The 23,191-nt window shown below is 70.1% G+C and carries 19 protein-coding genes and 2 riboswitches; of the genes, 7 read left to right on the top strand and 12 right to left on the bottom strand.

What is annotated here, in order from left to right:
* Positions 1-23 precede the first annotated feature (23 nt).
* From araD to ASC87_RS06050, 3 genes are read left to right on the top strand one after another with little or no spacing between them, the layout of a single operon-like run.
* Positions 24-1,757: an L-arabinonate dehydratase gene (gene araD, locus ASC87_RS06060; RefSeq protein ID WP_056658264.1), complete on the top strand. Its 1,734-nt coding sequence runs from the start codon at positions 24-26 to the stop codon at positions 1,755-1,757.
* Positions 1,758-1,772: 15 nt separating this feature from the next.
* A complete protein-coding gene (locus tag ASC87_RS06055) occupies positions 1,773-2,483 on the top strand; it encodes a ribonuclease activity regulator RraA (RefSeq protein ID WP_056658261.1) in 711 nt (236 codons plus the stop codon).
* A complete protein-coding gene (locus ASC87_RS06050) occupies positions 2,480-3,451 on the top strand; it encodes a tripartite tricarboxylate transporter substrate binding protein (RefSeq protein ID WP_056658259.1) in 972 nt (323 codons plus the stop codon). Before ASC87_RS06055 ends, ASC87_RS06050 begins: the two co-directional genes overlap by 4 nt.
* Before the next feature lie 26 nt (positions 3,452-3,477).
* Here the strand turns inward: ASC87_RS06050 and hppD are convergent, their stop codons facing one another.
* Entirely contained in the window at positions 3,478-4,554 is a 1,077-nt protein-coding gene (gene hppD, locus ASC87_RS06045; protein WP_056658256.1) for a 4-hydroxyphenylpyruvate dioxygenase, read from the bottom strand.
* A 165-nt stretch (positions 4,555-4,719) separates the two neighbouring features.
* On the opposite strand from hppD, the gene ASC87_RS06040 reads away from it, so the two are divergent.
* Positions 4,720-5,202, top strand: a complete 483-nt coding sequence (locus ASC87_RS06040) for an Lrp/AsnC family transcriptional regulator (protein WP_369820737.1) — start codon at positions 4,720-4,722, stop codon at positions 5,200-5,202.
* Here ASC87_RS06040 and ASC87_RS06035 read toward each other — a convergent pair whose 3' ends face one another.
* From ASC87_RS06035 to ASC87_RS06010, 6 genes are all read right to left on the bottom strand, one after another.
* Positions 5,203-6,504, bottom strand: coding sequence for a response regulator (locus ASC87_RS06035; protein WP_235582072.1), 1,302 nt, complete (start codon positions 6,502-6,504; stop codon positions 5,203-5,205). It abuts the gene before it with no gap.
* Between the two features lie 150 nt (positions 6,505-6,654).
* Positions 6,655-7,218, bottom strand: a complete 564-nt coding sequence (locus ASC87_RS06030) for a superoxide dismutase family protein (protein WP_082568432.1) — start codon at positions 7,216-7,218, stop codon at positions 6,655-6,657.
* Positions 7,219-7,368: 150 nt separating this feature from the next.
* Complete coding sequence (locus ASC87_RS06025) at positions 7,369-8,016, bottom strand: PHB depolymerase family esterase (RefSeq protein WP_235582071.1); 648 nt, start codon at positions 8,014-8,016, stop codon at positions 7,369-7,371.
* Between the two features lie 661 nt (positions 8,017-8,677).
* Positions 8,678-10,780: an ATP-binding protein gene (locus ASC87_RS06020; RefSeq protein ID WP_056658244.1), complete on the bottom strand. Its 2,103-nt coding sequence runs from the start codon at positions 10,778-10,780 to the stop codon at positions 8,678-8,680.
* A gap of 6 nt (positions 10,781-10,786) precedes the next feature.
* A complete protein-coding gene (locus tag ASC87_RS06015) occupies positions 10,787-11,977 on the bottom strand; it encodes an ABC transporter substrate-binding protein (protein WP_200954318.1) in 1,191 nt (396 codons plus the stop codon).
* Positions 11,962-13,524 carry a carboxylesterase/lipase family protein gene (locus tag ASC87_RS06010; RefSeq protein WP_200954317.1) on the bottom strand — a complete coding sequence of 521 codons (1,563 nt, stop codon included), beginning with the start codon at positions 13,522-13,524 and terminating at the stop codon, positions 11,962-11,964. The genes ASC87_RS06015 and ASC87_RS06010 overlap by 16 nt, the downstream gene beginning before the upstream one ends.
* 183 nt (positions 13,525-13,707) lie before the next feature.
* Here ASC87_RS06010 and ASC87_RS06005 point away from each other — a divergent pair, with 183 nt between their 5' ends.
* The gene (locus ASC87_RS06005; RefSeq protein ID WP_056658238.1) at positions 13,708-13,923 is read left to right on the top strand and encodes a hypothetical protein; all 216 of its coding nucleotides are present in this window, start codon (positions 13,708-13,710) and stop codon (positions 13,921-13,923) included.
* On the opposite strand, the gene ASC87_RS33080 is transcribed toward ASC87_RS06005, so the two are convergent.
* The 5 genes from ASC87_RS33080 to ASC87_RS05980 form a co-directional block, all read right to left on the bottom strand.
* Positions 13,914-14,447, bottom strand: coding sequence for a VWA domain-containing protein (locus tag ASC87_RS33080; RefSeq protein ID WP_056658495.1), 534 nt, complete (start codon positions 14,445-14,447; stop codon positions 13,914-13,916). The genes ASC87_RS06005 and ASC87_RS33080 overlap by 10 nt on opposite strands.
* A gap of 104 nt (positions 14,448-14,551) precedes the next feature.
* Positions 14,552-15,583, bottom strand: coding sequence for an ATP-binding protein (locus tag ASC87_RS05995; RefSeq protein WP_056658234.1), 1,032 nt, complete (start codon positions 15,581-15,583; stop codon positions 14,552-14,554).
* The gene (cobN, locus tag ASC87_RS05990; RefSeq protein ID WP_056658231.1) at positions 15,580-19,329 is read right to left on the bottom strand and encodes a cobaltochelatase subunit CobN; all 3,750 of its coding nucleotides are present in this window, start codon (positions 19,327-19,329) and stop codon (positions 15,580-15,582) included. The genes ASC87_RS05995 and cobN overlap by 4 nt, the downstream gene beginning before the upstream one ends.
* Before the next feature lie 10 nt (positions 19,330-19,339).
* Entirely contained in the window at positions 19,340-20,389 is a 1,050-nt protein-coding gene (gene cobW / locus ASC87_RS05985; protein ID WP_056658228.1) for a cobalamin biosynthesis protein CobW, read from the bottom strand.
* Positions 20,390-20,399: 10 nt separating this feature from the next.
* Positions 20,400-21,038: a HupE/UreJ family protein gene (locus ASC87_RS05980; protein WP_082568439.1), complete on the bottom strand. Its 639-nt coding sequence runs from the start codon at positions 21,036-21,038 to the stop codon at positions 20,400-20,402.
* A gap of 125 nt (positions 21,039-21,163) precedes the next feature.
* A riboswitch (cobalamin riboswitch) is annotated at positions 21,164-21,405 on the bottom strand.
* Between the two features lie 608 nt (positions 21,406-22,013).
* Here ASC87_RS05980 and ASC87_RS05975 point away from each other — a divergent pair.
* Positions 22,014-22,424 carry a heme-binding protein gene (locus ASC87_RS05975; RefSeq protein ID WP_056658222.1) on the top strand — a complete coding sequence of 137 codons (411 nt, stop codon included), beginning with the start codon at positions 22,014-22,016 and terminating at the stop codon, positions 22,422-22,424.
* Between the two features lie 6 nt (positions 22,425-22,430).
* Positions 22,431-22,603: riboswitch (yybP-ykoY riboswitch) on the top strand.
* 4 nt (positions 22,604-22,607) lie between these two features.
* On the top strand, positions 22,608-23,177 hold the full coding sequence (locus ASC87_RS05970; RefSeq protein ID WP_056658219.1) for a TMEM165/GDT1 family protein: 570 nt from the start codon (positions 22,608-22,610) through the stop codon (positions 23,175-23,177).
* Positions 23,178-23,191 lie beyond the last annotated feature (14 nt).

The raw sequence follows: 23,191 nt of genomic DNA, 5'->3' as shown, positions 1-23,191 counted from the left end.
ATCTTAGTGCTTCACTGTCGGCCATGACACACCGATCCCCCGACTCCTTGCGCAGCGCGCGGTGGTTCGCCCCCGACGACCTGCGGTCCTTCGGCCACCGGTCGCGCATCATGCAGATGGGCTACGCACCGGAAGACTGGGCGGGCAAGCCCGTGATCGCCATCGTCAACACCTGGTCCGACATCAACCCGTGCCACGGGCATTTCCGCCAGCGGGTGGACGACGTCAAGCGCGGCGTGCTGCAGGCCGGTGGCTTCCCGCTCGAACTGCCCGCCATCTCGCTCGCCGAGGCGTTTGTCAAACCCACCACGATGCTCTATCGCAACTTCCTCGCGATGGAAACCGAGGAACTGCTGCGCAGCCACCCCGTCGATGGCGCAGTGCTGATGGGTGGCTGCGACAAGACCACGCCAGGCCTGCTGATGGGCGCCATCAGCGCGGGCCTGCCGGCCATCTACCTGCCGGCCGGGCCCATGCTGCGTGGCAACCACAACGGCCAGGTGCTGGGATCGGGGTCCGACGCGTGGAAGCTGTGGGACGAACGCCGCGCCGGCAAGCTGAGCACCACCGAATGGATCGGCGTGGAGGCCGGCATCGCGCGCAGCCACGGCACCTGCATGACCATGGGCACCGCCGCCACGATGATGGGCATCGCCGAGGCCATGGGCATGACCTTGCCCGGCGCGTCGTCCATCCCCGCACCCGACGCCAACCACGTGCGCATGGCCGCGGAGTGCGGCCGCCGCATCGTGGGCATGGTGTGGGAGGACCTCACGCCACAGCGTGTGCTGACCCGCGCGTCGTTCGAGAACGCCATTGCGATGGCGATGGCCATGGGGTGCTCCACCAATGCGGTGGTGCACGTGATCGCGATGTCGCGGCGTGCGGGCTGCGACGTCACGCTCGACGACTTCGACGCGGCAAGCCGCACGGTGCCCGTGCTGGCGAACATCCGCCCCAGCGGCGAGAAGTACCTAATGGAAGACTTCTACTACGCGGGCGGGCTGCCAGCGTTGATGAACCGCCTCGGCAACCGGCTGCACCTCGACGCCCTCACGGTGAACGGCCGCACGCTCGGCGAGAACATCGCGCAAGCCAAGGTGTTCGACGACGACGTGATCCGCCCGCTGGGCAACCCGCTGTATGCCGAAGGCGCGCTGGCCGTGCTGCGCGGCAACATCGCACCGGGCGGTGCCGTGATGAAACCGAGCGCCTGCGCGCCGCGCTACCTGCGCCACACGGGCCCGGCGCTGGTGTTCGACGACTACGCCACGATGAAGGCGGCGGTGGAGGACGAGGACCTGGATGTCACGGCCGACCACATCATGGTGCTGCGCAACGCGGGCCCGCAGGGCGGCCCCGGCATGCCCGAATGGGGCATGCTGCCCATTCCCGCGAAGCTCGTGAAGCAGGGCGTGCGCGACATGCTGCGCTTGTCGGATGCGCGCATGAGCGGCACGAGCTACGGCGCCTGCATCCTGCACTGCTCGCCGGAGGCCTACGTGGGCGGGCCGCTGGCGCTGGTTCGCACCGGCGACCTCATCACCGTGGACGTGCCGGCGCGCCGCATCCACCTCGAGGTGAGCGACGCCGAACTCGCCGAACGGCGTGCCGCCTGGACCCCGCCGCCACCGCGCTTCGAACGAGGTTACGGCTGGATGTTCTCGCGGCACATCCTCCAGGCCGACGAAGGCTGCGACTTCGACTTCCTCGAAACGACGTTCGGCGCGCCCGTGGCCGAACCCGACATCTTCTGAACGCCAAGGACCCTCGTGAAAGCCACCACCCGCGACCAACTCGCCCTCGTCAGCACGGCCACGCTGTGCACCGCGCTGTTCAAGCGCGGGCTGCGCCACCAGTTCCTCCAGAACGTGCACCCGCTGAACGCCACGCTGCCGAACATGGTGGGCGAGGCCTTCACGCTGCGCTACATCCCCGCACGCGAGGACCTGAACACCCTCTCGGTGTTCCAGGACCGGGCCCACCCGCAGCGGGTGGCGGTGGAAACGTGCCCGTCCGGCGCGGTGCTGGTGATCGACAGCCGCCAGGATGCGCGCGCCGCATCGGCCGGTTCCATCCTCGTGTCGCGCCTCATGAAGCGCGGCGCGGCGGGCATCGTGACCGACGGCGGTTTCCGCGACTCGCCGGCCATCGCCGCGCTGCCGTTCCCGTCGTACCACCAGCGGCCGTCGGCCCCCACCAACCTGACCTTGCACCAGGCCATCGACATCAACGTGCCCATCGGCTGTGGTGACGTGGCGGTGTTCCCGGGCGACGTGGTGGTGGGTGACGGCGAGGGGGTCATCGTGATTCCCGCGCACCTGGCGGATGACGTGGCGGCCGAGGCCACGGCGATGACCGAGTTCGAGGACTTCGTGACCGAACGCGTGATGGCGGGCCAGTCGATCGTGGGCCTGTACCCGCCCACCGACCCGGAGACCCTGCCGGCCTTCGAAGCCTGGCGCCAGGGAGGCCGCCGATGAAACGCCGCACCGCACTGTCCGCGCTGGCGGCGTCATCGCTGCCCGCCTGGGCCCAGTCACCCGCGTGGCCGAAGGCCAGGCCGATCACCTACGTCGTGCCGTTCACGGCCGGCGGGTCCACCGACGTGGTGGGCCGCCTGATCGCACAGAAGCTGCAGGAGTCGCTGGGCCAGACGGTCATCGTCGAGAACCGCCCGGGGCAGGGCGGCAGCATCGGCGCCACGCACGTGGCGCGGTCCGCCCCTGACGGCTACACGCTGATCGGCGGCACCATCAGCACCCACGCGATCAACCGCAGCCTGTACAAGGCGCTGCCGTACGACCCGGTGAAGGACTTCGAGCCGGTGTCGCTCGTGGCCTTCCTGCCCAACGTGCTGCTGGTGGATCCGAACCTCGGGGTCGACACGGTGGCGCAGCTGATCGCGCTGCTCAAGAAGGACGAGCGCCGCCGCACCTTCGCGTCGTCGGGCGCCGGCACGTCCACCCACCTGGCCGGTGAGTTGTTCGCCGACCTGATCGGTGTGCCGTTGACCCACGTGGCCTACAAGGGAACCCCGCCGGCGATGATCGACGTGTCGGGTGGCAACGTGACCTTCATGTTCGACCAGATGACGGCGGCACTGCCGTTGCTGCAGCAGGGCAAGTTGAAGCTGCTGGCCGTCACCACGGCCAAGCGCATCGCGCTGTCGCCGGGCACACCGACCATGGTGGAAGCCGGTGTGGCAGGCTTCGAGATGGCATCGTGGCAGGCGGTGTACGCGCCGAAGAATACGCCCCGGGCCATCGTGGACCGGCTGTCGTCGGAGATCCGCAAGGCGCTGCAGACGCCGGAGGTGTCGGCGAAGCTGGGAGGGCAGTTCGGCATGGAGATCGCCGCGGGGTCGCCCGAGGCGCTGGCCGCGCTGATGGCCACCGAGATCCCGCGGTGGGCGGCCCTTGTGCAGAAATCGGGGGCGTCTGCCAGCTGACGCGCCAGCGGCGCGTCCGTGGAACGTCACCCCGCCTGCAGCACCCCACGCCGCACCTGGTCACGCTCGATGGACTCGAACAAGGCCTTGAAGTTGCCCTCGCCGAACCCGTCGTCGCCCTTGCGCTGGATGAACTCGAAGAAGACGGGGCCGAGCTGCGTGTCGCTGAAGATCTGCAGCAGCAGGCGCGGGCGGCCGCCCTCGGTGGAGCCGTCGAGCAGGATGCCGCGGGACTGCAGTGCCGCCACCGATTCGCCGTGCCCCGGCAGGCGGGCGTCGAGCATCTCGTAGTACGTGGCCGGTGGCGGGGCCATCATCGGCACACCCGCCTGGCGCAGCTGGTCCAGCGTGGCCGGCAGGTTGTCGCTCAGCAGGGCGATGTGCTGGATGCCCTCGCCGTTGAACTTCATCAGGAACTCCTCGATCTGGCCCGAGCCCTTGGACGACTCCTCGTTCAGCGGGATGCGGATCAGGCCGTCGGGCGCCGTCATGGCGCGGGACGTGAGCCCGGTGTATTCGCCCTTGATGTCGAAATAGCGGATCTCGCGGAAGTTGAACAGCCGCTCGTAGAACGCGGCCCAGTGGGCCATGCGGCCGCGGTACACGTTGTGGGTCAGGTGGTCGATCACCCGGAGGCCCGACCCGCGAGGGTGGCGGTCCACGCCGTCGATGAACTCGAAGTCGATGTCGTAGATGGATTGGCCATCGGCGAACCGGTCGATCAGGTACAGCGGGGCGCCGCCGATGCCCTTGATGGCCGGCAGGCGCAGCTCCATGGGGCCGGTGGGCACCTCGACGGGCTGGGCGCCGAGTTCCAGTGCCCGCGCGTAGGCCAGGTGCGAGTTCTTGACGCGGAACGCCATGCCACAGGCGGATGGGCCGTGTTCGGCGGCGAAGTACGACGCCGCGCTGTGCGGTTCGCTGTTGACGATGAAGTTGATGCCACCCTGCCGGTACAGCGTGACCGCCTTGGATCGGTGCTGCGCCACTTTCGTGAACCCCATGGCCTCGAAGACGGGTTCCAGCACGCCGGGGGTGGGGGACGCGAACTCGACGAACTCGAAACCCATCAGGCCCATCGGATTGTCAACGAGGTCGGTCATGGCAGCTCCTGGTCACGCCGAGAGAGAAGATTTCTCTGCCGCCGGCGGGGTTCGTGGATGGATCGATGGTGAAAAGTGTCGCCGATACGCGGCGAAATCGGGTTTCTTGTGTTGCTCGGTATGTGGCTGAATGGGAGAGAATATTTCTCCATCTGAACAAAGGTGATGAACATGTTGCGTGACCTCGCGCTCGACCGCACCGACCGGAAGATCCTCCGCTTCCTGCAGACCCAGGGCCGGGCCTCGAACCTGGAGGTGGCCGAGGCCGTGGCGCTGTCGCCGGCGCAATCGCACCGGCGACACCGCAGGCTGGAGGAGCGGGGCGTCATCGCCGCGTACGAGACCCGGCTCAGCGCCGCCCACCTGGGCCTGAGCGTGGTGGCCTTCATCCACGTCTCCATGGAACGCGGCCACATCCGCGAGATCCAGCGGTTCACCGACCAGATTGCTGGCATGCCCGAGATCCTCGAGTGCTATTCCGTGACGGGTGACTTCGACTACGTCATCAAGGTGGTGGCGCAAGACCTGAAGGCGTTGTCGCAGTTCCTGATGGACAAGCTGATGCGGTTGCCGGGCGTCAGTGGCGTGCGGTCGAGTGTGTGCCTGGACGAGATCAAGTGCACGAGCGCGCTGCCGGTGGCGGAGTAGTCACAGGCCGGTGGCCAGGCCTTTCAGCGCCCGGCCCAACTGGGCCCGCAGGTCTTCGGCCAGCAGCGGCTTGTTGAGGTGTCCGTCGAGCCCGCGTTCCAGCGACCGGGCCGGCGTGCCGGCCGCGGTGGCGGCGATGATGGGGAACGGCGGGATGCCACCACGCTGCTGCAGGCGCTTGAGGGCCGCGGTGGTCTGGTAGCCGTCGAGGCCGGGCATGTTGATGTCCATCAGCACCGCATCCGGGGCGCCTTGCTGGCACATCGCGATGGCCTCGTGGCCGCTGGCCGCCGACATGGCCTCGTAGCCGATCATCTGCAGCAGCCCGGACGCGATCACCCGGTTGACCTCGTCGTCATCCACCACCAGCACCCGGGGACGGTGCGACGCCGGCAGCGGGGTGGGGCGGGAGTGCTCGTGGATCTCGTCGCCGTCGGGGTCGGCGCGCCGCGTGAATTCCCACAACTCCGACGGCAGGAGCGGCACCGTGTGCATTTCCCAGCCCGAGGGTGCCTGGGCCACCGCGGCCGGCGAGCCCATGCCCACTGCATAGACGAACGAGCATGGCCCGCTCCCGGTGGGGGAAATCGACAGCGAGGCACTCAGGCGCGTCAATGCGTCGAGGCCCAGGCGTTCCGACTCGACCACCACGACGAGGCGGCACGTGCCGTCGTCCTGGGCCAGTGCCTGGCGGAATGCGGTTTCTTCTTCGAAGAGGCTTACTCGCCAGCCCAGCCGCTGGAGCCGGCGGTTCATGCCCTGGACTGGCGCGTTCTGGTCGTGCAGGATGAGTGCATGGCTGCCTTGGGCGTCGGGCAGGCGCACGTCGTCGCGCACCTCACCGCGGTGCCGCAGGCTGAAACTCAGCAGGATGCCGGCGCTGGGCACGCAGCGGTAGCGCAGTTGCGCCCCCAGGACGGGGCATGTGCCCCTGGCCGACACCACGCGGGTGCCGTCGGCCGAGGCCCGTTCCTTGGTCAGGTGAAGTTCGGCGAGCAAGTCGTCGATGCTGGCATCTGATCGCCGCTTGCCCGAGGCCGCCGCGCGGATCTGCAGGTCCGCGAAACCGTCGACCGGGCTGTTGACCGCGTCGGCCGCGAGGATCAGTGCGCCGCTGCCCAACGTGCGGCTGGCGGCCGAGACCACCCGGTAGATGCTGCGCTGAAAGGCCTGTGCATCGCCATGGATGCGCGTGGGGCCCGCCGGGTAGTCGAAATAGAACCCGAGTCCGCGCTTGGCCGCTTCCCCGATCACCGGGCGCGCGCTCAGCGTGAACAACTCTCCGAAATCGAACAAAGACACACCCACTGTCGACTCCCGAATGGCCGGGTTGCAGCGCGGGGCCGTTCAGCGCCACCACACCGCTCGCGTCAACTGCAGCGAGTGGCACATGGTGCCGCACATGGCGGCACGTGTGTGTAGGACGACTCCTGAATCTGGCGCCGCCTCTCCTTATTTGGCGCCGGCCACCTCGATGCGCCCGCACAGCACGCGCGGCCCGGAGTTGCCGGCCGGGTTCGTGGTGTAGTCGTCGGGGTCGGCGTGCACGATCAGCGAGCGGCCGGCCACCGAACCAGGGCCGGGGGCGAGGGTCACGTGGGCATTGACGTACTGCAGCGTGGCCCGCCCGTTGGCGTCGGCCACCAGGTTCGGCAGCTCACCCGCATGGGAGTGGGTGGGGGCATCCCCCGGCGCGCCGTGGTGTTTCGTGGCATGGGGATCGAAGTGGCCGCCGGCCGCGCCGAAGGCCACGGACTTGCCGGTGGTGGCGTCCGGTGCGGCCTCGCATGCGCCGTTGGTGTGGATGTGGAACCCGTGCTGCCCCGGCGTGAGCCCGGTGGCTTCCACCACCAGCCGCACCCCCGAGGGCACTTCCACCAACGTCACCTTGCCGGCCTCGCGGCCGTCCGCCGTGCGGAGCACGGCCACTGCCGACTCGGCATCCGGCATCTTGGGGATTTGCCTACAACCGCTCAGCGCGGCCAAGGCCAGGGCTGCCAACAGAACACTGCGCATCAACTTCTCCAGAATGTGGGGTCAAACTTGCTGGGGGACAGGGTACGGAGGGCGGTGGATGTAGCCTGTAGGACAACATTACCATTGAATGTAGGAATGCTCTGACATCGCTCGCGATCGCCTTTGGCTCCCTGGCAATGGCCTGCCCGATCAGAAGCGATCGAAGAAGGTCTTGATCTCCCGGGCCGCGAACTCGGGAGGCCAGTGGCCACGGTCCGCAAACCCGCACCACACCACTGGATGGCCGGCACTGCAGCCCTGGTACTCGACACAGCCGTTCCTGCCGATGCTGCGTTTGACCGTGCTGCACTCGTTCTTGGCCAGGTACTTGCCGAGAGCCTCCTCGCCAAACTGGTAAGCGGCGACCGAATCGGCCTCCGGGTGGATCATGATGGCCGCCACCTTGTTCGGGGAGTCGCCGCAGCCGCTCCACAGCGATCCGGCGATGGGTGCGACGGCCCGGAAGACATCGCCGGCCTGGCAACCGAGGGCGTTCGACATCATGCCGCCATAGATGAAGCCGGTCGCGTGGACGCGTGCATTGTCGATGCACAGGCCGAGCTTGAGTCGATCGACCACGGCGCGGATGAAACGGACGTCGCGGTCATTGTTGTTGGCCCAGCCCTGGTCGAGGCCGTTCGGAGCGACGAAGATCGCAGACTCGCCGTAGAGCTGCTTCAGTCCGAAGAAGGCGCCGGCACCGGTGCCGTAGACGTCGGTGGCCTGGCCGCCTCTCCAGTGCAGACTGACCAGGAGCGGGAGAGGCACGCCGGGCCTGTAGTTCGCCGGAACGTCCACCCAGAACTCGCGCGTTTGCCCATCGGACACCAAGGTATGCCTGCCGTTGGCGAACCGGGCGGTGGTTCCGCAGCCTGCGCTGGCGCTCGCGGTGAAGGGGGACGGTGCGGGTGCTGGCGCCGATGCCGATGCCGATGCGCCACGCTCGCCCTCGCCTCCCGCTCTGCAAGCGCAGAGCACGGACAACGCGAGCGTCCACCATGCACCATTGAGGCGCCGATGTCGTTGCATGCTCACAGCGCCTCCAACGCGCCGATGTCGCAGGCGTTCCGGTTCATCTTGTCCTGCGATGCACCGAGGTCGGCCTCGTCACCCCGCACCCGCGTCAACCCTGATACCGCAAGCGGTAGCCAAAGCGGCCTGTCATGGAGATCGCACCACGCACGCATCCGGAGTCCTTCTGTTCCTCTCGGGCCGCGATGACCCGGAGAACGCGAGATTAGGCGCGGGGACGGTTGCAGTCATGATGGTTCGCTGACCGAAGTGAGACGGCTGGCGTACGGGGATGTGGCGCCGCCCAACGCGAGCGGCGGGTCGGGGCAGCGCAGACCCGAACCTGTCCGCCGCCCCCACTGGCTCACTCGACCGTCGGGCCGCCCTCATGGCCGATCACGTTGAAGCGGCCGTCGCCGAGCGACTGCAGTTCGACGCTGTCGTACCCTCAAGCCTGCGCCAGCAAATGCTGCAACGCCTCCGGATCCGCCGGCTTCACCAGGTGGTGATCGAACCCGGCGGCGGCGGACCGCTCCAGGTCCACGGCCTGCCCGTACCCACTGAGCGCGATGAGCAATGACGCCTTCGTGTCGGGCCGGGCCCTCAGGCGGCGGGCCACCTCGCGGCCGTCCATGCCGGGCAGGCCGATGTCGAGCACGAAGGCGTCGATGTGGTCGGGGGCGGCGAAGTCGAGGGCGCTCGGGCCGTCGAAGAAGACGTACACGGTGTGGCCTTCGAGCTTGAGCCAGTCGGCCAGCGTGCGGGCGGCGTCGGCGTTGTCGTCGACGACGAGGATGCGCCGGGGCTGCACCTTGGCGAGGTGGGGCGCCGGCAAGGCGTTGGCGGACAGCGGCATGTCGGACGCGCGGGGCAGCCGCACGGTGAACGTGGCGCCCCGGCCTTCGCCCGGGCTGTCGGCGCGCACGGCGCCGCCATGCAGTTCCACGAGGTTCTTCACCAGCGCCAGGCCGAGGCCCAGCCCCCCCTGCACCCGGTCGGCGCCGCGGGAGCCCTGTGTGAACAGCTCGAAGATCTCGGGCATCAGCTCAGGCGTGATGCCCATGCCGTCGTCGGTGACCTCGAGCACGGCCTCGGCTGCGGTGCAGCCGAGCCGCACGACGATGTGGCCGCCGTTGGGGGTGTACTTGGCGGCGTTGGTCAGCAGGTTGCTCAACACCTGCACGAGGCGGGCGTGGTCGCCGATGACTCGCACCGGTTCGGTGGGCGGCATGATGGTGAGCGTGTGCCCGCGCGACTCGATCAGCGGCTTGACTTGCTCGGCCGCGGCGGCCACCACCTCCGAGGCGTCGAGGGGAATCCGTTCGAGCGTGATGAGCCCGCGGTTGACGCGCGACACGTCGAGCAGGTCGTTGACGATCTTCGTCATCTGCCCCACCTGGCGCGAGATCACCTGGCTCGTGCGCACGATGCGCGGGTCGGTGCCGGGCAGTTTGGCGAGCAGCTGCGCACCGGCGCTGATGGGCGCGAGCGGGTTGCGCAGCTCGTGGCCCAGCATGGCGAGGAAGTCGTCCTTGCGGCGGTCGGCGGCCTGCAGTTCGCCGGTGAGCCGCGTGAGCTTGCCCTGTTCACCGAGCAGCGTGATGTGCTGCAGGTTGATCCGGTCGAGCATGCCGTTGAGGGCCCGCGCGACGGCATCCACCTCGGCGCTACTGCCTTCGGGGGCGCGTTCGGTGCCCAGGTCGCCTTCGAAGAGGCGGGTGGCGAAGGCCTCGAGCTGGCGCAGGTCGCGGGTGAGCACGCGGGCCAGGTTGAGGCCGGCGATCACGATGACCGTGAAGAGCCCGATGGTCACGAGCAGGATGTGGAAGTACGGCAGCTCGGGCGACGCCGCGTGGGCAAGCGACCCGTCGCGTGCCTTCACGCGGAAGTTCAGGTGCTGGAACACCGCGGGCACGGGCACCGGCGAGGTGTCGATGGTGGTTTCGTCTTCGCGCGGCCCCCATTCGAGCTGCACCGACGGCCCGGAGTCCAGGTCGCGCAGCCCCACCTTGTACAACACGGCCCCCTCCGGCGACGACGTGCGGGCATACAGCATGGGTTCCACTGCCACGAGTTCGTCGCCCTTCGGCGACGAGAAGATGGTGGCGGCGGGTTGGGCGTCCTGCAGGTGCGCGCGCAACCACGCCAACTGCTCGGGCGTGAACGAGCTGGTGTCGTTGCTGGCGATCTCGGTGCCTCGGTAGTCGGTGAACGTGAGTTGCACCGGGATGCCGTTGATCTGCCGGATGCCGTTCAGGAACGGCGCCAGGTAGGTCTCGCGGCCGGCGCTGTCCACGAGCCCGGTGGCGAGGATGGTGCTGGCCGACACCTCGGCCATGCGCGCGGAGAGGGCACGCAGGTCGTTGCCCACGGATTCGGCGCGGTGCTGGCGTTCACGTTGGGCGAGTTGCTCGATGGCATTCTCGTGTTGCTGGCGGATGAGCCACCAGGAGCCGAGCGATGTGAGCAGCAGTGCCGCGGCCGCAAGGCCGGCCGTGGCAAGTGCATAGCGCCTGACGAGGCTGGCGGGCCACCAGCGGGGGCGGTTCATGCCGGCTCAGTCGTCGGCGGGCACGAGCACGCCGTCGGCCCGGTAGCGGGCCATCAGCAACTGCGCCGGCCCGAGGGCTTCGTGGCGCGTGGGTGAAAACGGCGGGGCGTAGCGGCGCACGAGGCCCTGGTGGAGCCGCACCTGTTCGAGCGCGTCGCGAACCGCGGGCCGGTCGGTGCTTTTCGCGAGGTCGATGGCCTTGGCGAGGATGTGGGTCATGTCGTAGGCATGGGCGGTGCCTACCGGGCTTTCGATGTCTTCGATGCGGGCGATGCCGTGGGACTTCGCGGTGGCGAGGAACGTGGCCAGCTCGGCCTTCGGGGCGTTGAAGAAACTGAAGGTCTGGATCACGCTGAAGTCGATGTCCTTGAGCCCGGGGCCGGCTTCGCGGAAGAATCGGCCGCCGGTGATGCCCCAGTGGCTCAGCATCGGCACGCGGCCCTCGGCCGGCAGGGCCGCGACCTCGCGCACCAGCGTGGCGGCCTCGTCGTCGTTGGCCACCAGCAGGACGGTCTGCGCGCCCAGGTCCACCAGCCGCTTGAACTTGTCGACCAGCGTCTGCTCCTGCCAGTTGTACCAGGCGGTGCCCACGACCCGAGGTGTCGTGTGGTCGGCCTCGTAGGCGCGCACGGCCGCGAGGTTGCTGCGGCCCCACGCGGTGTTGGTGAGCAGCAGGCCGATGCGCTCCACCCCGCGCTTGCGTGCCACGTCCATCATGAACGGCATGGCGAGGCTGTCGCGCAGCGACAGCCGGAAGGCGTAGTTGGGCGTGCTGCCGTTGTCGACGATGGCGTCGGCGGCCGACCAGACGGCGAGGAACGGCACCTTCGACGCCTTCAGCGCCGGCAGTTGCTCGATCACGACGGGACTGAAGCGGCCGCCGAAGAGCGCCACCAGCTCGGGCATCTCGGCGAACTCGGCGATGTTCTGGATGCCGCGGGCGGGAATGGAGCGGTGGTCGCGGGTGACGACGAGCAGCGGTCGGCCGTCGAGCACGCCACCGCGGGCGTTGATCTGGTCCACCGCCACGCGCACGCCGAGTTCGATGGCCTGCGCGGAGGTGCTGTTTCGCAGCCCGAATTCGCCGTCGATGCCGAGCAGCACCGGTTTGCCGCTGGCGGCCCGCGTGGCCAACGGCGTGGCGAGCAGCGCAGCCTGGAAGGTGCGCCGAGACAGCGTGTTCAGAGGTGCGGCCATGGCAGGGTCACCGTGTCCCAGAAGTCGCAACGCGCGTCGTCGTCGCGGGTGAGCAGGGGGCGGTCGGAGATGCGAAGGTACGCATCGCCGGCGGGTGCCCAGGATGGGAGGTTGCCGTCCCGCGCGAGGCTTGTCCAGTGCCCCACGAGCAGGCGCTGCACGGCGAGGTCGGCCTCGGTGGGACGGTACTGGCCCTGCCACGCGAAAAAGAACGGATGCTCGACGGTGTGCACGGCACCGAGGGCGCGCTGGTCGGGGTCGTTGTCGAGCCGGTGGTCGAACAGGTAGCGGTACACCGGCTGGGGCTGGGCGCCGGCCAGCACCCGGGCCACGCGGCGGGACTGGCAGGTGAAGAGGCCGTCGGTGGTGACACGCACCAGCGCATCGCGCGGGGTGGGGTAGTTCGCGGCGGGGTATTGCGCGAGGATGCGGTCGGCCGGGGCACCGAACGCCTTGCGCACCGCGGCCGCGTAGCTGGCACCGTCTGGCACCGGGCCCAGGCCCCCCACGAACTGCATGGTTTCCTGCGTGGAGTTGCCCACGATGACGGGCATGGCCGTGTGGGCGCCGCGCCGGATGGCGGCGATGGGTTGTTCGGGGAACACCTGGCCATCCACATTCGGGCCATAGAGCCGCGGGAACACGCCGAAGGTGCCGGGCACGGCGCGCACCACGTCGGCCATGGGCTTGGCGCGCAGGCACGCGGCCGCACCGGGGCCGTCGCACCCGAGGGCCTGCGCCACGCGCGCGCCGGCACCGGCCTGCACGTCGGCGAGCGTGGCGATCTCGCAGCCGGTGGGCACGCTCGATTGCAGCGACGCACCCTGGAACAGCCCGCGGGCAGACGGCGCCGTCATCAGCGCGCAAAGGTTGCCCCCACCGGCCGACGTGCCGAAGAGGAACACCCGCTTCGGGTCCCCTCCGAACGCCGCGATGTTCTGTTGCACCCAGCGGAGCATGGCGATCTGGTCGAGGCTGCCGTAGTTGCCGGCCAGGCGGTCGGGGCCGGGGGCCGCGTGCGCCAGGAACCCGAGCGCCCCGAGCCGGTAGTTGAAGCTCACGAACACGACCCCCTCGGGCACGAGCCGGTCGCCGTTGTACTGGACACCGCCGAACACGCCGGCGCCCTGGCCGGAAAAGGCGTGGTTGCCCCCACCGGTGAAAAACACCATCACCGGCAGCGGCCCGGCAGTGGCGGGCCGGGGGGTCCACACGTTGACGGTGAGGCAGTCTTCATCGCCGGCCACCTGGGGGCCGGCCAGCTGCGGGCAGATGGCGCCGAAGCGGGTGCCATCGCGCACGGTGGACCACGGGGTGGGGGGCGCGGGTGGCTGCCACCGGCGTGCCCCGGTGGGCGGAGCCGCGTAGGGGATGCCCTTGACGGCCAGTACCCCATGGTCGATGGCGCCGCGCACCGGGCCGTCCGCGGTGCACACCACGGCGGGGTCGGCTCCCTGGCAGGCGGTGGATGACGGTTGAACCAGCGCACAGCCTGCGGCAGCGAGCAGCAGCAAGGTGGACGCAGTTCCCGCGACGATGGTCTTCAAGGCCATTCGATTCGACATAGGCTCCCCTGGGTCAGGTCGCCCCATTATGTCGATGCAGGCGCGTGCGGCAAAGCGATCCTGCATCCCGGTGTTGTCCTACGCGGTGTCGCGTACGCCACCGACGTCTCGTGCCGGGGCGCGCCAGTACGCTTGGCGCCATCACCCCGTCCCAGGTTGCCAGCCATGAACAGCGTCACCTCCTCCCAAGACAACGCGGCGCTCTGCGCCGAACTGCTGACTGCCGTGGACGCCTTGAGCCGCCGACGAGCCGACCTGCTGGACGACGCCAAGGTGGAGCAGTTCGTGCGGCAGGGCTGGTTGAGCTGGCAAGGCGGGGCGCTGCGCGTGACCCCAACCGGCGCGCGCGTGTGCGACGCGGTGCTGCTCGCCTACGCCTGAAGGTACACAGCGCCCCAACGCGCGGCGAGCACCGCGTTGCGGCCGAGTTTCACCCGCGATGATTCGAAATCGACCACCCCCACGTGGTGCGCAGCGCGCGGCCGTGGAGGCTGTTGCGGGCTGCGGCCATCGGTCAGCAGCCAGAGGCAACGTGACTGCGCCTGTTGCCGGCGCGCGGCCTGGGCCAGCATCGCATCGGCTTCGGCCAGGCCCTGGGTGAGCGAGGTGCCCCCACCGCCCGCGATGGGCAACACCCCACGCTCGACCCAGGCTCGGGCGCGCCCCGGCTTCAGCCGCCAATCGAGGCGGCCCCCCGCGAAACACAGCAACGCCACGTCGTCCCGGCGCTGGTAGGCGGCCTGCAGCCAGGTGGCGAGCAGGCCCTTCGCGCGTGCGAGTTGGCCATTCGTCACCATCGAGGTGGAGCAGTCCAGCACGAAGCAGTGCAGGGTGGCGGCACGCGCCTCCTCGGCGCGGAACCGGAGGTGGGTGCGGTCAAGCCGTTCCGCGCCGCGGACGGCCAGGGTGCGCGGCCAATCGAATACCGTGGTGCCGGCCGGACCGGTGGTCTCGCGGCCGGGCGCCGCCCACCGGGTGCCCGCGTTCGCGCCGCGGGCGTCCGGCGGGCTCAGGCTTTTTTTGCGAGGGCGGCGCCGTCGAGCGGGCGCAAGGGCTTGACCGGGGTGATTCCCACCGGCTCGGGTGGCATCTCTCCCCATTGGCCGTCGCCGGACGGGGAGGGCGTGGTGTCGTTGCCCGCGGCGGGCGGTGGCGGTGGCGGCGGTGCGGCCGTGTCCGTATCCGGGTGACGGCGGTGCCGCAGCACCATCGGTGCCGCGCGGTTCACGTGGTCCACCGTGGGGGCGGCGGCCCCTTCCCACGCGGCCAATGCCCGCGCGGCCCGCAGCAGCACGAGGTCGGCCCGCAGGCCGTCGGCACGGGCGGCCAGGCACAGCGTGGTGACACGGGCAAACACCGCGTCGGGGCAAGGCAGGGTGGGCACCACCGCGCGGGCGCGGACCAGGCCGGCGGCCAGCCGCGCCTGGGCGTCGGCATGCCGCGCGCGGAACGCGGCAGGGTCGGTGTCGAAGGCCAGGCGCTGGCGCACGGCCTGCTCGCGCTCGGCCGGGTCGGTCAGGTTCGACAGGTGCACGCACAACCCGAAGCGGTCGAGCAGTTGCGGCCGCAGCTCGCCTTCTTCCGGGTTCATGGTGCCGATCAGCGTGAACCGGGCGGCGTGGGTGTGCGAGATGCCGTCACGCTCCACGGTGTGCACACCGCTGCTGGCGGCATCGAGCAGCGCGTCGATCAGCAGGTCGGGCAGCAGGTTCACTTCGTCGACGTACAACACCCCGCCGTCGGCCCGGGCCAGCAGGCCGGGCTTGAACCGCAGCGCGTGCCCGGCGAGCGCCTCGCCCAGGTCGAGCGAGCCCACCAGGTGATCGAGGCTCGCGCCGAGCGGCAACGTGACGAAGGCCGCACCCGGCAGCAGTTCGGCCAGCGCACGCGCCGCGGTGCTCTTGGCCGTGCCACGCGGCCCTTCGATCAGCACGCCGCCGAGCGCGGGGTCGATGGCGGCCAGCAGCAGCGCGAGGCGCATCTCGGGCTGGCCCGCGAGCGCGGCAAACGGGAACACCGGCGGCAGGGCGGCGGGGGTCATCGGGCGTGTCCTTCCATGTCGTGTTCGTGGGCGAGCAGCAGCGATTCGAGTGCGGTGCGGTGGTCGCCCGGTTGCTGCCACAGCCCGCGCTGCACGGCTTCGAGCAGGCGCGACAGGATGTCGCCGAGCGCCCGCGGGTTGTGCTGTTCGAGGAATGAGCGGGTGGCAGGGTCGAGCACGTAGGCGTCGGCCACCAGCGCGTACTGGTGGTCGCCTACCACGCGGGCGGTGGCGTCGAAGCCGAACAGGTAGTCCACCGTGGCGGCCATCTCGAACGCCCCCTTGTAGCCGTGGCGCTTGGCGCCGTCGATCCACTTGGGGTTCACGACCCGCGCGCGCACCACGCGGGCGATCTCTTCCTTCAGCGTGCGCACGCGTGGCGCGCGCGGGTTCGCGTGGTCGCCGTGGTACATCGCGGGCTGCGTGCCGCTCAGCGTGCGCACCGCGGCGGCCATGCCGCCCTGGAACTGGTAGTAGTCGTTCGAGTCGAGCAGGTCGTGTTCGCGGCTGTCCTGGTTCTGCGCCACCGCGTCGATGTCGCGCAGGCGGCGTTCCAGGGCACCTGTGGCCGGCACCGCGTCGCCGTGCTGCCCGTAGGCATGGGCACTCCAGCCCACGTAGGCCGCGGTGAGGTCCTGGTCGGTCTGCCACTGGCCATGGTCGAACAGCGGCTGCAGGCCCGAGCCGTAGTGACCCGGTGGCGAGCCGAACACACGCCAGCCGGCCTGTGCGCGTGCGGCATCCGGCGGCACACCCCGGGCCGTGAGGGCATCGCGTTCGGCGAGGATGCGGGCGCGCACCGGGTTCTGTTCGGCGTCCTCGTCGTCCTGCGCGGCCACGGCCTGCACGGCCGCGTCGAACATCTGCACGGCGTTCGGGAACGCGTCACGGAAGAAGCCGGAGATGCGCAGCACCACGTCGATGCGCGGCCGGCCCAGCACGGCCACCGGCAGCACCTCGAAGTCGGTGACGCGGTGGCTGCCCGCGGCCCAGCGCGGACGCACGCCGAGCAGCGCGAACGCCTGGGCCAGGTCGTCGCCTCCGGTGCGCATGGTGGCCGTGCCCCACACGGACAGGCCCACGGCCCGCGGGTAGTCGCCCTGGTCCTGCAGGTGCCGTTCGATCAGCATCTCGGCCGACTTGACACCGAGGTCGTAGGCGGTGCGCGTGGGGATCGCGCGGGTGTCCACGCCGTAGAAGTTGCGCCCGGTGGGCAACACGTCGGGCCGGCCGCGCGACGGCGAACCGCTCGGGCCGGGCGGCACGAAGCGGCCCTGGATCCCGCGCGACAGCTGGTGCAGTTCCTCGTGGCCGCACGCGTCGAGGTTCGGGGCGATGTTGCCTGCGATGCGGGCCAGAACCTGCGCGGTGTGAGGCAGGCCGTGGGGCACGCCGCCGTCGAGCACCTGCTGGGCGAGCAGTTCGAGCCGCTCGCGGGTGTCGCCGTGGTGGCGCCACGGCTCGGCGGATTGCAGCAGCGCGGGCCGTGCGCCGGTCCACGGGGCGGCGGGGTCGATGTCGAGCGGGTCGAAGCGGTCGCCCGGCAGCAGGTCGTTCGACAAGGCCTGCAGCAGGCCGGCGTTGCCACCCTGGCCGTCACCCACGGGGAACCGGGCGATGGCCAGCAGCGTGTCGCGCCGCAGCCGGCCGGTGGGCGATTCGCCGAACACGTGCAGGCCGTCGCGGATCTGGGTTTCCTTCAGCTCGCACAGGTACGCGTCCACGCGGGCGAGCAGCGTGTCGTCGTCGTTCGTTGTCACGTCGAGTTCCTCGTGCAGGCGCTGGCGGCGCACGGCCGCGAGGATCTGCGTGCGCAGCAGCACGGCGCGGCGGTTGTCCACGAGCAGCGCGTCGTAGTACTCGTCCACCTGGCGTTCGAGGTCCTGCAGCGGGCCGTACGACTCGGCGCGTGTGAGCGGCGGCATCAGGTGGTCCACGATCACCGCCTGCGTGCGCCGCTTGGCCTGTGCGCCTTCACCGGGGTCGTTGACGATGAACGGGTACAGGTGGGGCAGCGGGCCCAGCACCACGTCGGGCCAGCACGTGGCCGACAACGCCAGGCTCTTTCCCGGCAGCCATTCGAGGTTGCCGTGTTTGCCCACGTGCACCACCGCGTCCACTGCAAAGGCGTGCCGCAGCCACAGGTAGAACGCGAGGTAGCCGTGGGGCGGCACGAGGTCGGCGTCGTGGTAGCTCGCGTACGTGCTGTCGGCCACGCCCAGCGCGCGGGCCGGCTGGATGCCCACGAACACGTGGCCGCAACGCAGTCCGGCCACCATGAAGCGGCCCTGGCGCACCAGGGGGTCCTGCTCGGGCGGCCCCCAGCGGGCATCGATGGCGCCGGCCAGTCCGGCGGGCAGCTGCGCGAGGTGGGCGCGGTAGTCGGCCAGGGCCAGGCTCTGCCACGCGGGGCGCAGCGGCCACTGCGCGGGGTCGTTCGCGATGCCCTGCTGCAGCGTGGCCATCAGCGTGCCGCCGTCGGCGGGCGCCCCCGTCACGTGCAGGCCATCGGCGGCCAGGCGGCGCAGCAGGTTGATGACCGACGCGGGCGTGTCGAGCCCCACGCCGCTGCCGATGCGGCCCTCGCTGCCGGGGTAGTTGGCGAGCACGAGGGCCACGCGCTTGTGCTGCGCGGGCTTGACGCGCAACACGCACCAGCGCCGCGCCAGCTCGGCCACGAACGCCACGCGTTCCGCGTCGGGCTGGTACGCGGCCACGTCGCTCTGGGTCAGTTCGCATCGCCATGCGAGGCCCTTGAAGCTCACGGCCCGCGTGATGATGCGGCCGTCCACCTCGGGCAGCGCGATCTGCATGGCGATGTCGCGCGGGCGCAGGCCTTGCGGGTCGGCGAGCCAGCCGTCGCGGTCGGTGCCGCTCACGATCACCTGCAGCACGGGGGCGTCACCGGCGAGCGGTTCGCCATCGGCCAGCGCCGCGAAGGCGGTGGTGTTCAGCACGAGCGACACCGCGTGTTCCGCACACAACGAACGCAGCGTGGCGAGGCACACCGGGTCCTTCAGCGAATCGAGCGCCACCGGCAGCGGGTTCATGCCCCGTTGGGCCAGCGCGGCGGCGATGGCGTCGAACGCGGCCAGGTTGCCCGATTGCAGGTGCGAGCGGTAGAAGACCAGGGCCACCACGGGCGCGCCGGCCGTCCAGCGCGCGCGCACGTCGTCTACCGTGGTGAGGCCGGCGTGGCCAGGCGCGTGCAGCGCCACCTGCGGCACACCGCGGGGTGGTTCGGGCGCGCGGCCGCGGCCGAGCCCGTGGTGGGCGAGGCTGCGCAGGAACTGCGTGGCGTTGGCGGGGCCGCCGGCCCGCAGGTACTGCCACAGTTCGCGGCTCCATGCGACCGGGGCGGTGCCCTTGCGCAGCAGGTTCGGGTCTTCCTGCAGGTCGCCGGAGAACATCGCGAGGCGCTGCCCACGCGCGCGGGCCAGCTCGCCCAGGCGCTGGATGCCATAGGGCCAGGCCGATTCCGCACCGAGGTGGTCCACCACCACCACGCGGGCATGCTGCAGCACCTCGTCCACGTACAGGTCGAGCGACGCGGGCTGCTTCAGGAACATCACGTTGGCCAGCCGCAGGCTGGGCGGCGTGGTTTCGCGCGCCTGCGCGGCGGCCAGCAGCGCCAGCGTCGTGTCGGCCGAACTCAGCACCACGATCTCGGCGGGGGTCTGGCCGAGGCGCACGATGGTGCCCGCGTCCTCGACGAACCCGCCGGGGCGGGTGCTGAGCAGGTGCATGGCCGCGCCGTCAGGCGATGGCGCTGTCGAGGCCCGCGCGCAACACGGCGGCGTCGAGGTCTTGGCCGATGAACACGAGGCGGGTGGCCCGGGTTTCGCCGGTGCGCCACAGCCGGTCGAAGTGGCTGTCGAAACGCTGGCCCACGCCCTGCACCAGCAGGCGCCGCGGTTTCGACGACACCTGGGCGAACCCCTTGATGCGGAAGATCGTGTGCTGCGTCACCAGCGTGCCGAGCGCGGCGAGCAGGCGGTCGCGGTCCACCGCGGGCAGGTCCACCACCAACGAGTCGAACTCGTCGTGTTCGTGATCTTCCTCGTGGTCGTGGTGGCTCTCGCGCAGGTGGATCTGCGATTCGGCGGCGCGGCCCTGGCCCAGCAGCAGGTCGATCGGCAGCGCACCGTTCTCGGCGGTGACGATCTGCACGCCGGCCGGCAGTTCCGGGCGGATGAGGGCCTCGGCCTCGGCGCGTTGCGCGGCGGTCATCAGGTCGGCCTTGTTCAATATCACGAAGTCGGCGGCGGAGAGCTGGTCTTCGAACAGTTCGTGCAGCGGGGAGTCGTGGTCGAGTTCGGGGTCGGCGCGGCGTTGCGCGTCCACCGCCACCGGGTCCTCGGCGAACTGGCCGGCCGCGGTGGCCGGGCCGTCGACCACCGTCACCACCGCGTCCACGGTGAACACGTTGGCGATCTCGGGCCAGTTGAAGGCCTGCACCAGCGGCTTCGGCAACGCGAGGCCCGAGGTTTCGATCAGCACGTGGTCGATGTCGGCGCGCCGCGCGGCCAGCTGCTGCATCACCGGCAGGAATTCTTCCTGCACGGTGCAGCACAGGCAGCCGTTGGCCAGTTCGTAGAGCTGGCCAACGCGTTCGTTGCCGTCCTCGTCGCAGCCGATGCCGCAGCCCTTGAGGATCTCGCCGTCGATGCCGAGTTCACCGAACTCGTTGACGATCACCGCGATGCGGCGGCCGCCCGCGTTCTGGAGGATGTGGCGCAGCAGCGTGGTCTTGCCGCTGCCGAGGAAACCGGTGACGACGGTGGCGGGGATCTTGGCGTGGGTCATGGTGCGGTCCTCAGGCCGCGAGCGCGTTCAGCTGCACGAACGCGAAGTACGCGCCGACGAGGCCCACCACGGCACCCACCGGCACGGCGGCGCGTTGCAGTTGCGGCAGCGGGCGGCGCGACAGCAGGGCCGCAACGCCCAGCATCACGGCCGACTGGATCAGCGCGAAGCCGAGCAGGTAGGCCCCGAGCGGCATGCGTTCGGCGCCCACGATGGATTCACCGTAGGCGTAGCCGTGCAACACACCGGCCACCGGCAGGGCCAGCCACAGCAGCGTGGTGGGGGCCAGGCGGTGCCAGGCCACGGCCAGGCCGGCGGCGACCACGGTGAGCGCCACCAGCAACTCCGACACCGGCACGTCGACCGATGCGAGGTGCAGCACCGTGCCGGCGAGCGAGCCGGCCACGAAGGCTGCGGCCAGGCCCACGCGCAGCGGTGCCGCGAGGCGCGACACGAGCCAGGCGGCGGCCAGCACGAAGGCGAGGTGGTCCAGCCCGATCACCGGGTGGGCGATGCCGGACAGGAGCCCCTGCAGGAACGTGCGGGGCGTTTCGCCGTCCATGGCATGGTGCGCGAACGCAGGGGAGGTGGCCAGCGCCAGCAAGGCGGTGGCGAGTGCGGCGCGGGCCGGGGGGCGGTTGGTGATCATGTCGTGCTCCTGGGCCTGCGTCCCCGCAGGCGTGTCCATCGTGGTGGCGTTTGCCGCGGGAGCGAGGGGGGCCGGCCAGGTGATGACGCGCACACGTGGCCCGCCCGGTTGCCGCACGCCCGCAGCCATCGAGTTCGTTCGAAGGCCGGTATCCGGGCTCGCGGAGTGGCGCGTGGGTCCGATGGGGATCACCACGCGGCCGGATGACTCGCCTTCCCATGCCGTGGGGCACAGTGGCTGCAGGGTTCGACCCTGCCGAGGCATCCCGATCCGCCGACCGTTGCGGGGGCAGCACAGGCTTTGCACCTGTTTCCCGTTTAACCGCGGCGGGGCGAACCACCGCGGCACCTTCTCACCCGTGCATTCTAGTGTCCGCCAGCGTTGGGACGGACCGGACGCCGTCACCGAGGCGACAGCGGGGCGTGCACATCGTTTGCGCGACATACGGCGAGCGATCCGGAAGTTCGCGAGGCGCGCCGTGCGCAGCGCCTGGCTGTATCGATGACCATGCTGGAGACCCGTTCAGGGTGACGCGAGTGGCACGGGTGGTGCGATGCCTGGGAAGGCAGACCCCGGACGTCCGAGCGTGGAGAGACGTCCTCGAAGCGCCTGGGCAAAGGTCTGGGAAGCTGGTGTTGAGGTGTTTTCTTGGTTCCTTCTTTTTCACCAGAAAAAGAAGGGACTCGGCTGCCGGGCCGACACCCGGCGCGGCCTCGCCAGAGAGAAAACCCAACTCGCAGCGCCACCGGTGGGCCCCGACGTCCGTCGGGGTGACGGAATGGAGTCGTCTCGCGCTCGCCCAGGCTTGTTCCTCGATGCCGATTGGTCAAACGCTCAGGATGGAGGGAACCGGTACGGTGTTGCGCGACGCTGATATCGGTTCCACACTGCGCCCGCGACGGCATCGCGCTTGCGGGCAAGGCATCATTCGCCCCGGGCGCGCACCGCGCCGAATTCTTGCAAGGACCCTGACCCATGAAAACCAAACCCGTGCTGACCCAAGCCGAGGTCTCCCTCATCCTCGACGCCGCGCGCCTCGAGGCCACCCGCAACCAATGGGCCGTGACCATCGCGATCGCCGACGATGGCGGCCACCTGCTGGCCCTCGAGCGCCTCGACGGCTGCGCGGCGTCGGCCGCGTACATCTCGGCGGAAAAGGCCCGCACCGCGGCGCTCGGCCGCCGCGAGAGCAAGTCGTACGAAGACATCATCAACGGCGGGCGCACCGCGTTCCTGTCGGTGCCGCTGCTGGCCGGCATGCTCGAAGGGGGTGTGCCCATCATCGTGGACGGGCAGGTGGTGGGCTCGGTGGGCGTGTCGGGCGTGAAGTCGGACCAGGATGCGCAGATCGCCAAGGCCGGGGTGGCCGCGGTGGCCTCCGTATAATCGCCTTTTCCCGTCATTGGGGAGTAGCCGCCCTGCGCCCGCAGGGGTCCGCGTCAACACACTTGGCCCTCACGGCCATGGCGCGAACAGCTCCACGCCTGGCAAGACCTTTGACTGCACACCTTCCGGAACAAGGGCCGGGAAGGGTGCGGTCATCTTGCGTCTGCAGGCCCTGGAGTGTTCATGGAAGCGTTTCTGATCTCGACCGGTGTGGTCGCCCTGGGGGAGATGGGCGACAAGACACAACTGCTGGCCATGCTGCTGGCGGTGCGGTTCAAACGCCCGATGCCCATCGTGCTGGGCATCCTCGTCGCCACGTTGTTCAACCATGCGGCCGCCGGTGCGGTGGGCGGCTGGGTGGCCTCGTTGCTCGGCCCCGAGGTGTTGCGATGGGTCATCGGGGTGTCGTTCATCGCGATGGCCGGCTGGATGCTGATCCCCGACAAGATCGGCGAAGACGAAGGCTCCACCAACGGCCACGGCGTGTTCGTGACTACCGTCATTGCGTTTTTCCTGGCCGAGATGGGCGACAAGACCCAGATCGCCACCGTGGCGCTGGCCGCCCGTTACCATGACCTCGTGGCCGTGGTGGCCGGCACCACCTGCGGCATGCTGATCGCCGACGTGCCCGCCGTGTTCGTGGGCGACCGGCTGGCGAAGGCGGTGTCGATGAAACTCGTGCACGGCATCGCGGCCGCCATCTTCGCGGCACTTGGCGTGCTCACGTTGTTCAATGTGGGCAAGCTGTTCTGACGAAGGGGCGTGAC

This window comes from Rhizobacter sp. Root1221 (assembly GCF_001425785.1).
Lineage (GTDB): Bacteria > Pseudomonadota > Gammaproteobacteria > Burkholderiales > Burkholderiaceae_C > Rhizobacter.
The sequence above is the reverse complement of the archived record's forward strand: the minus strand, read 5'-3'. Positions and strand labels throughout refer to the sequence as shown.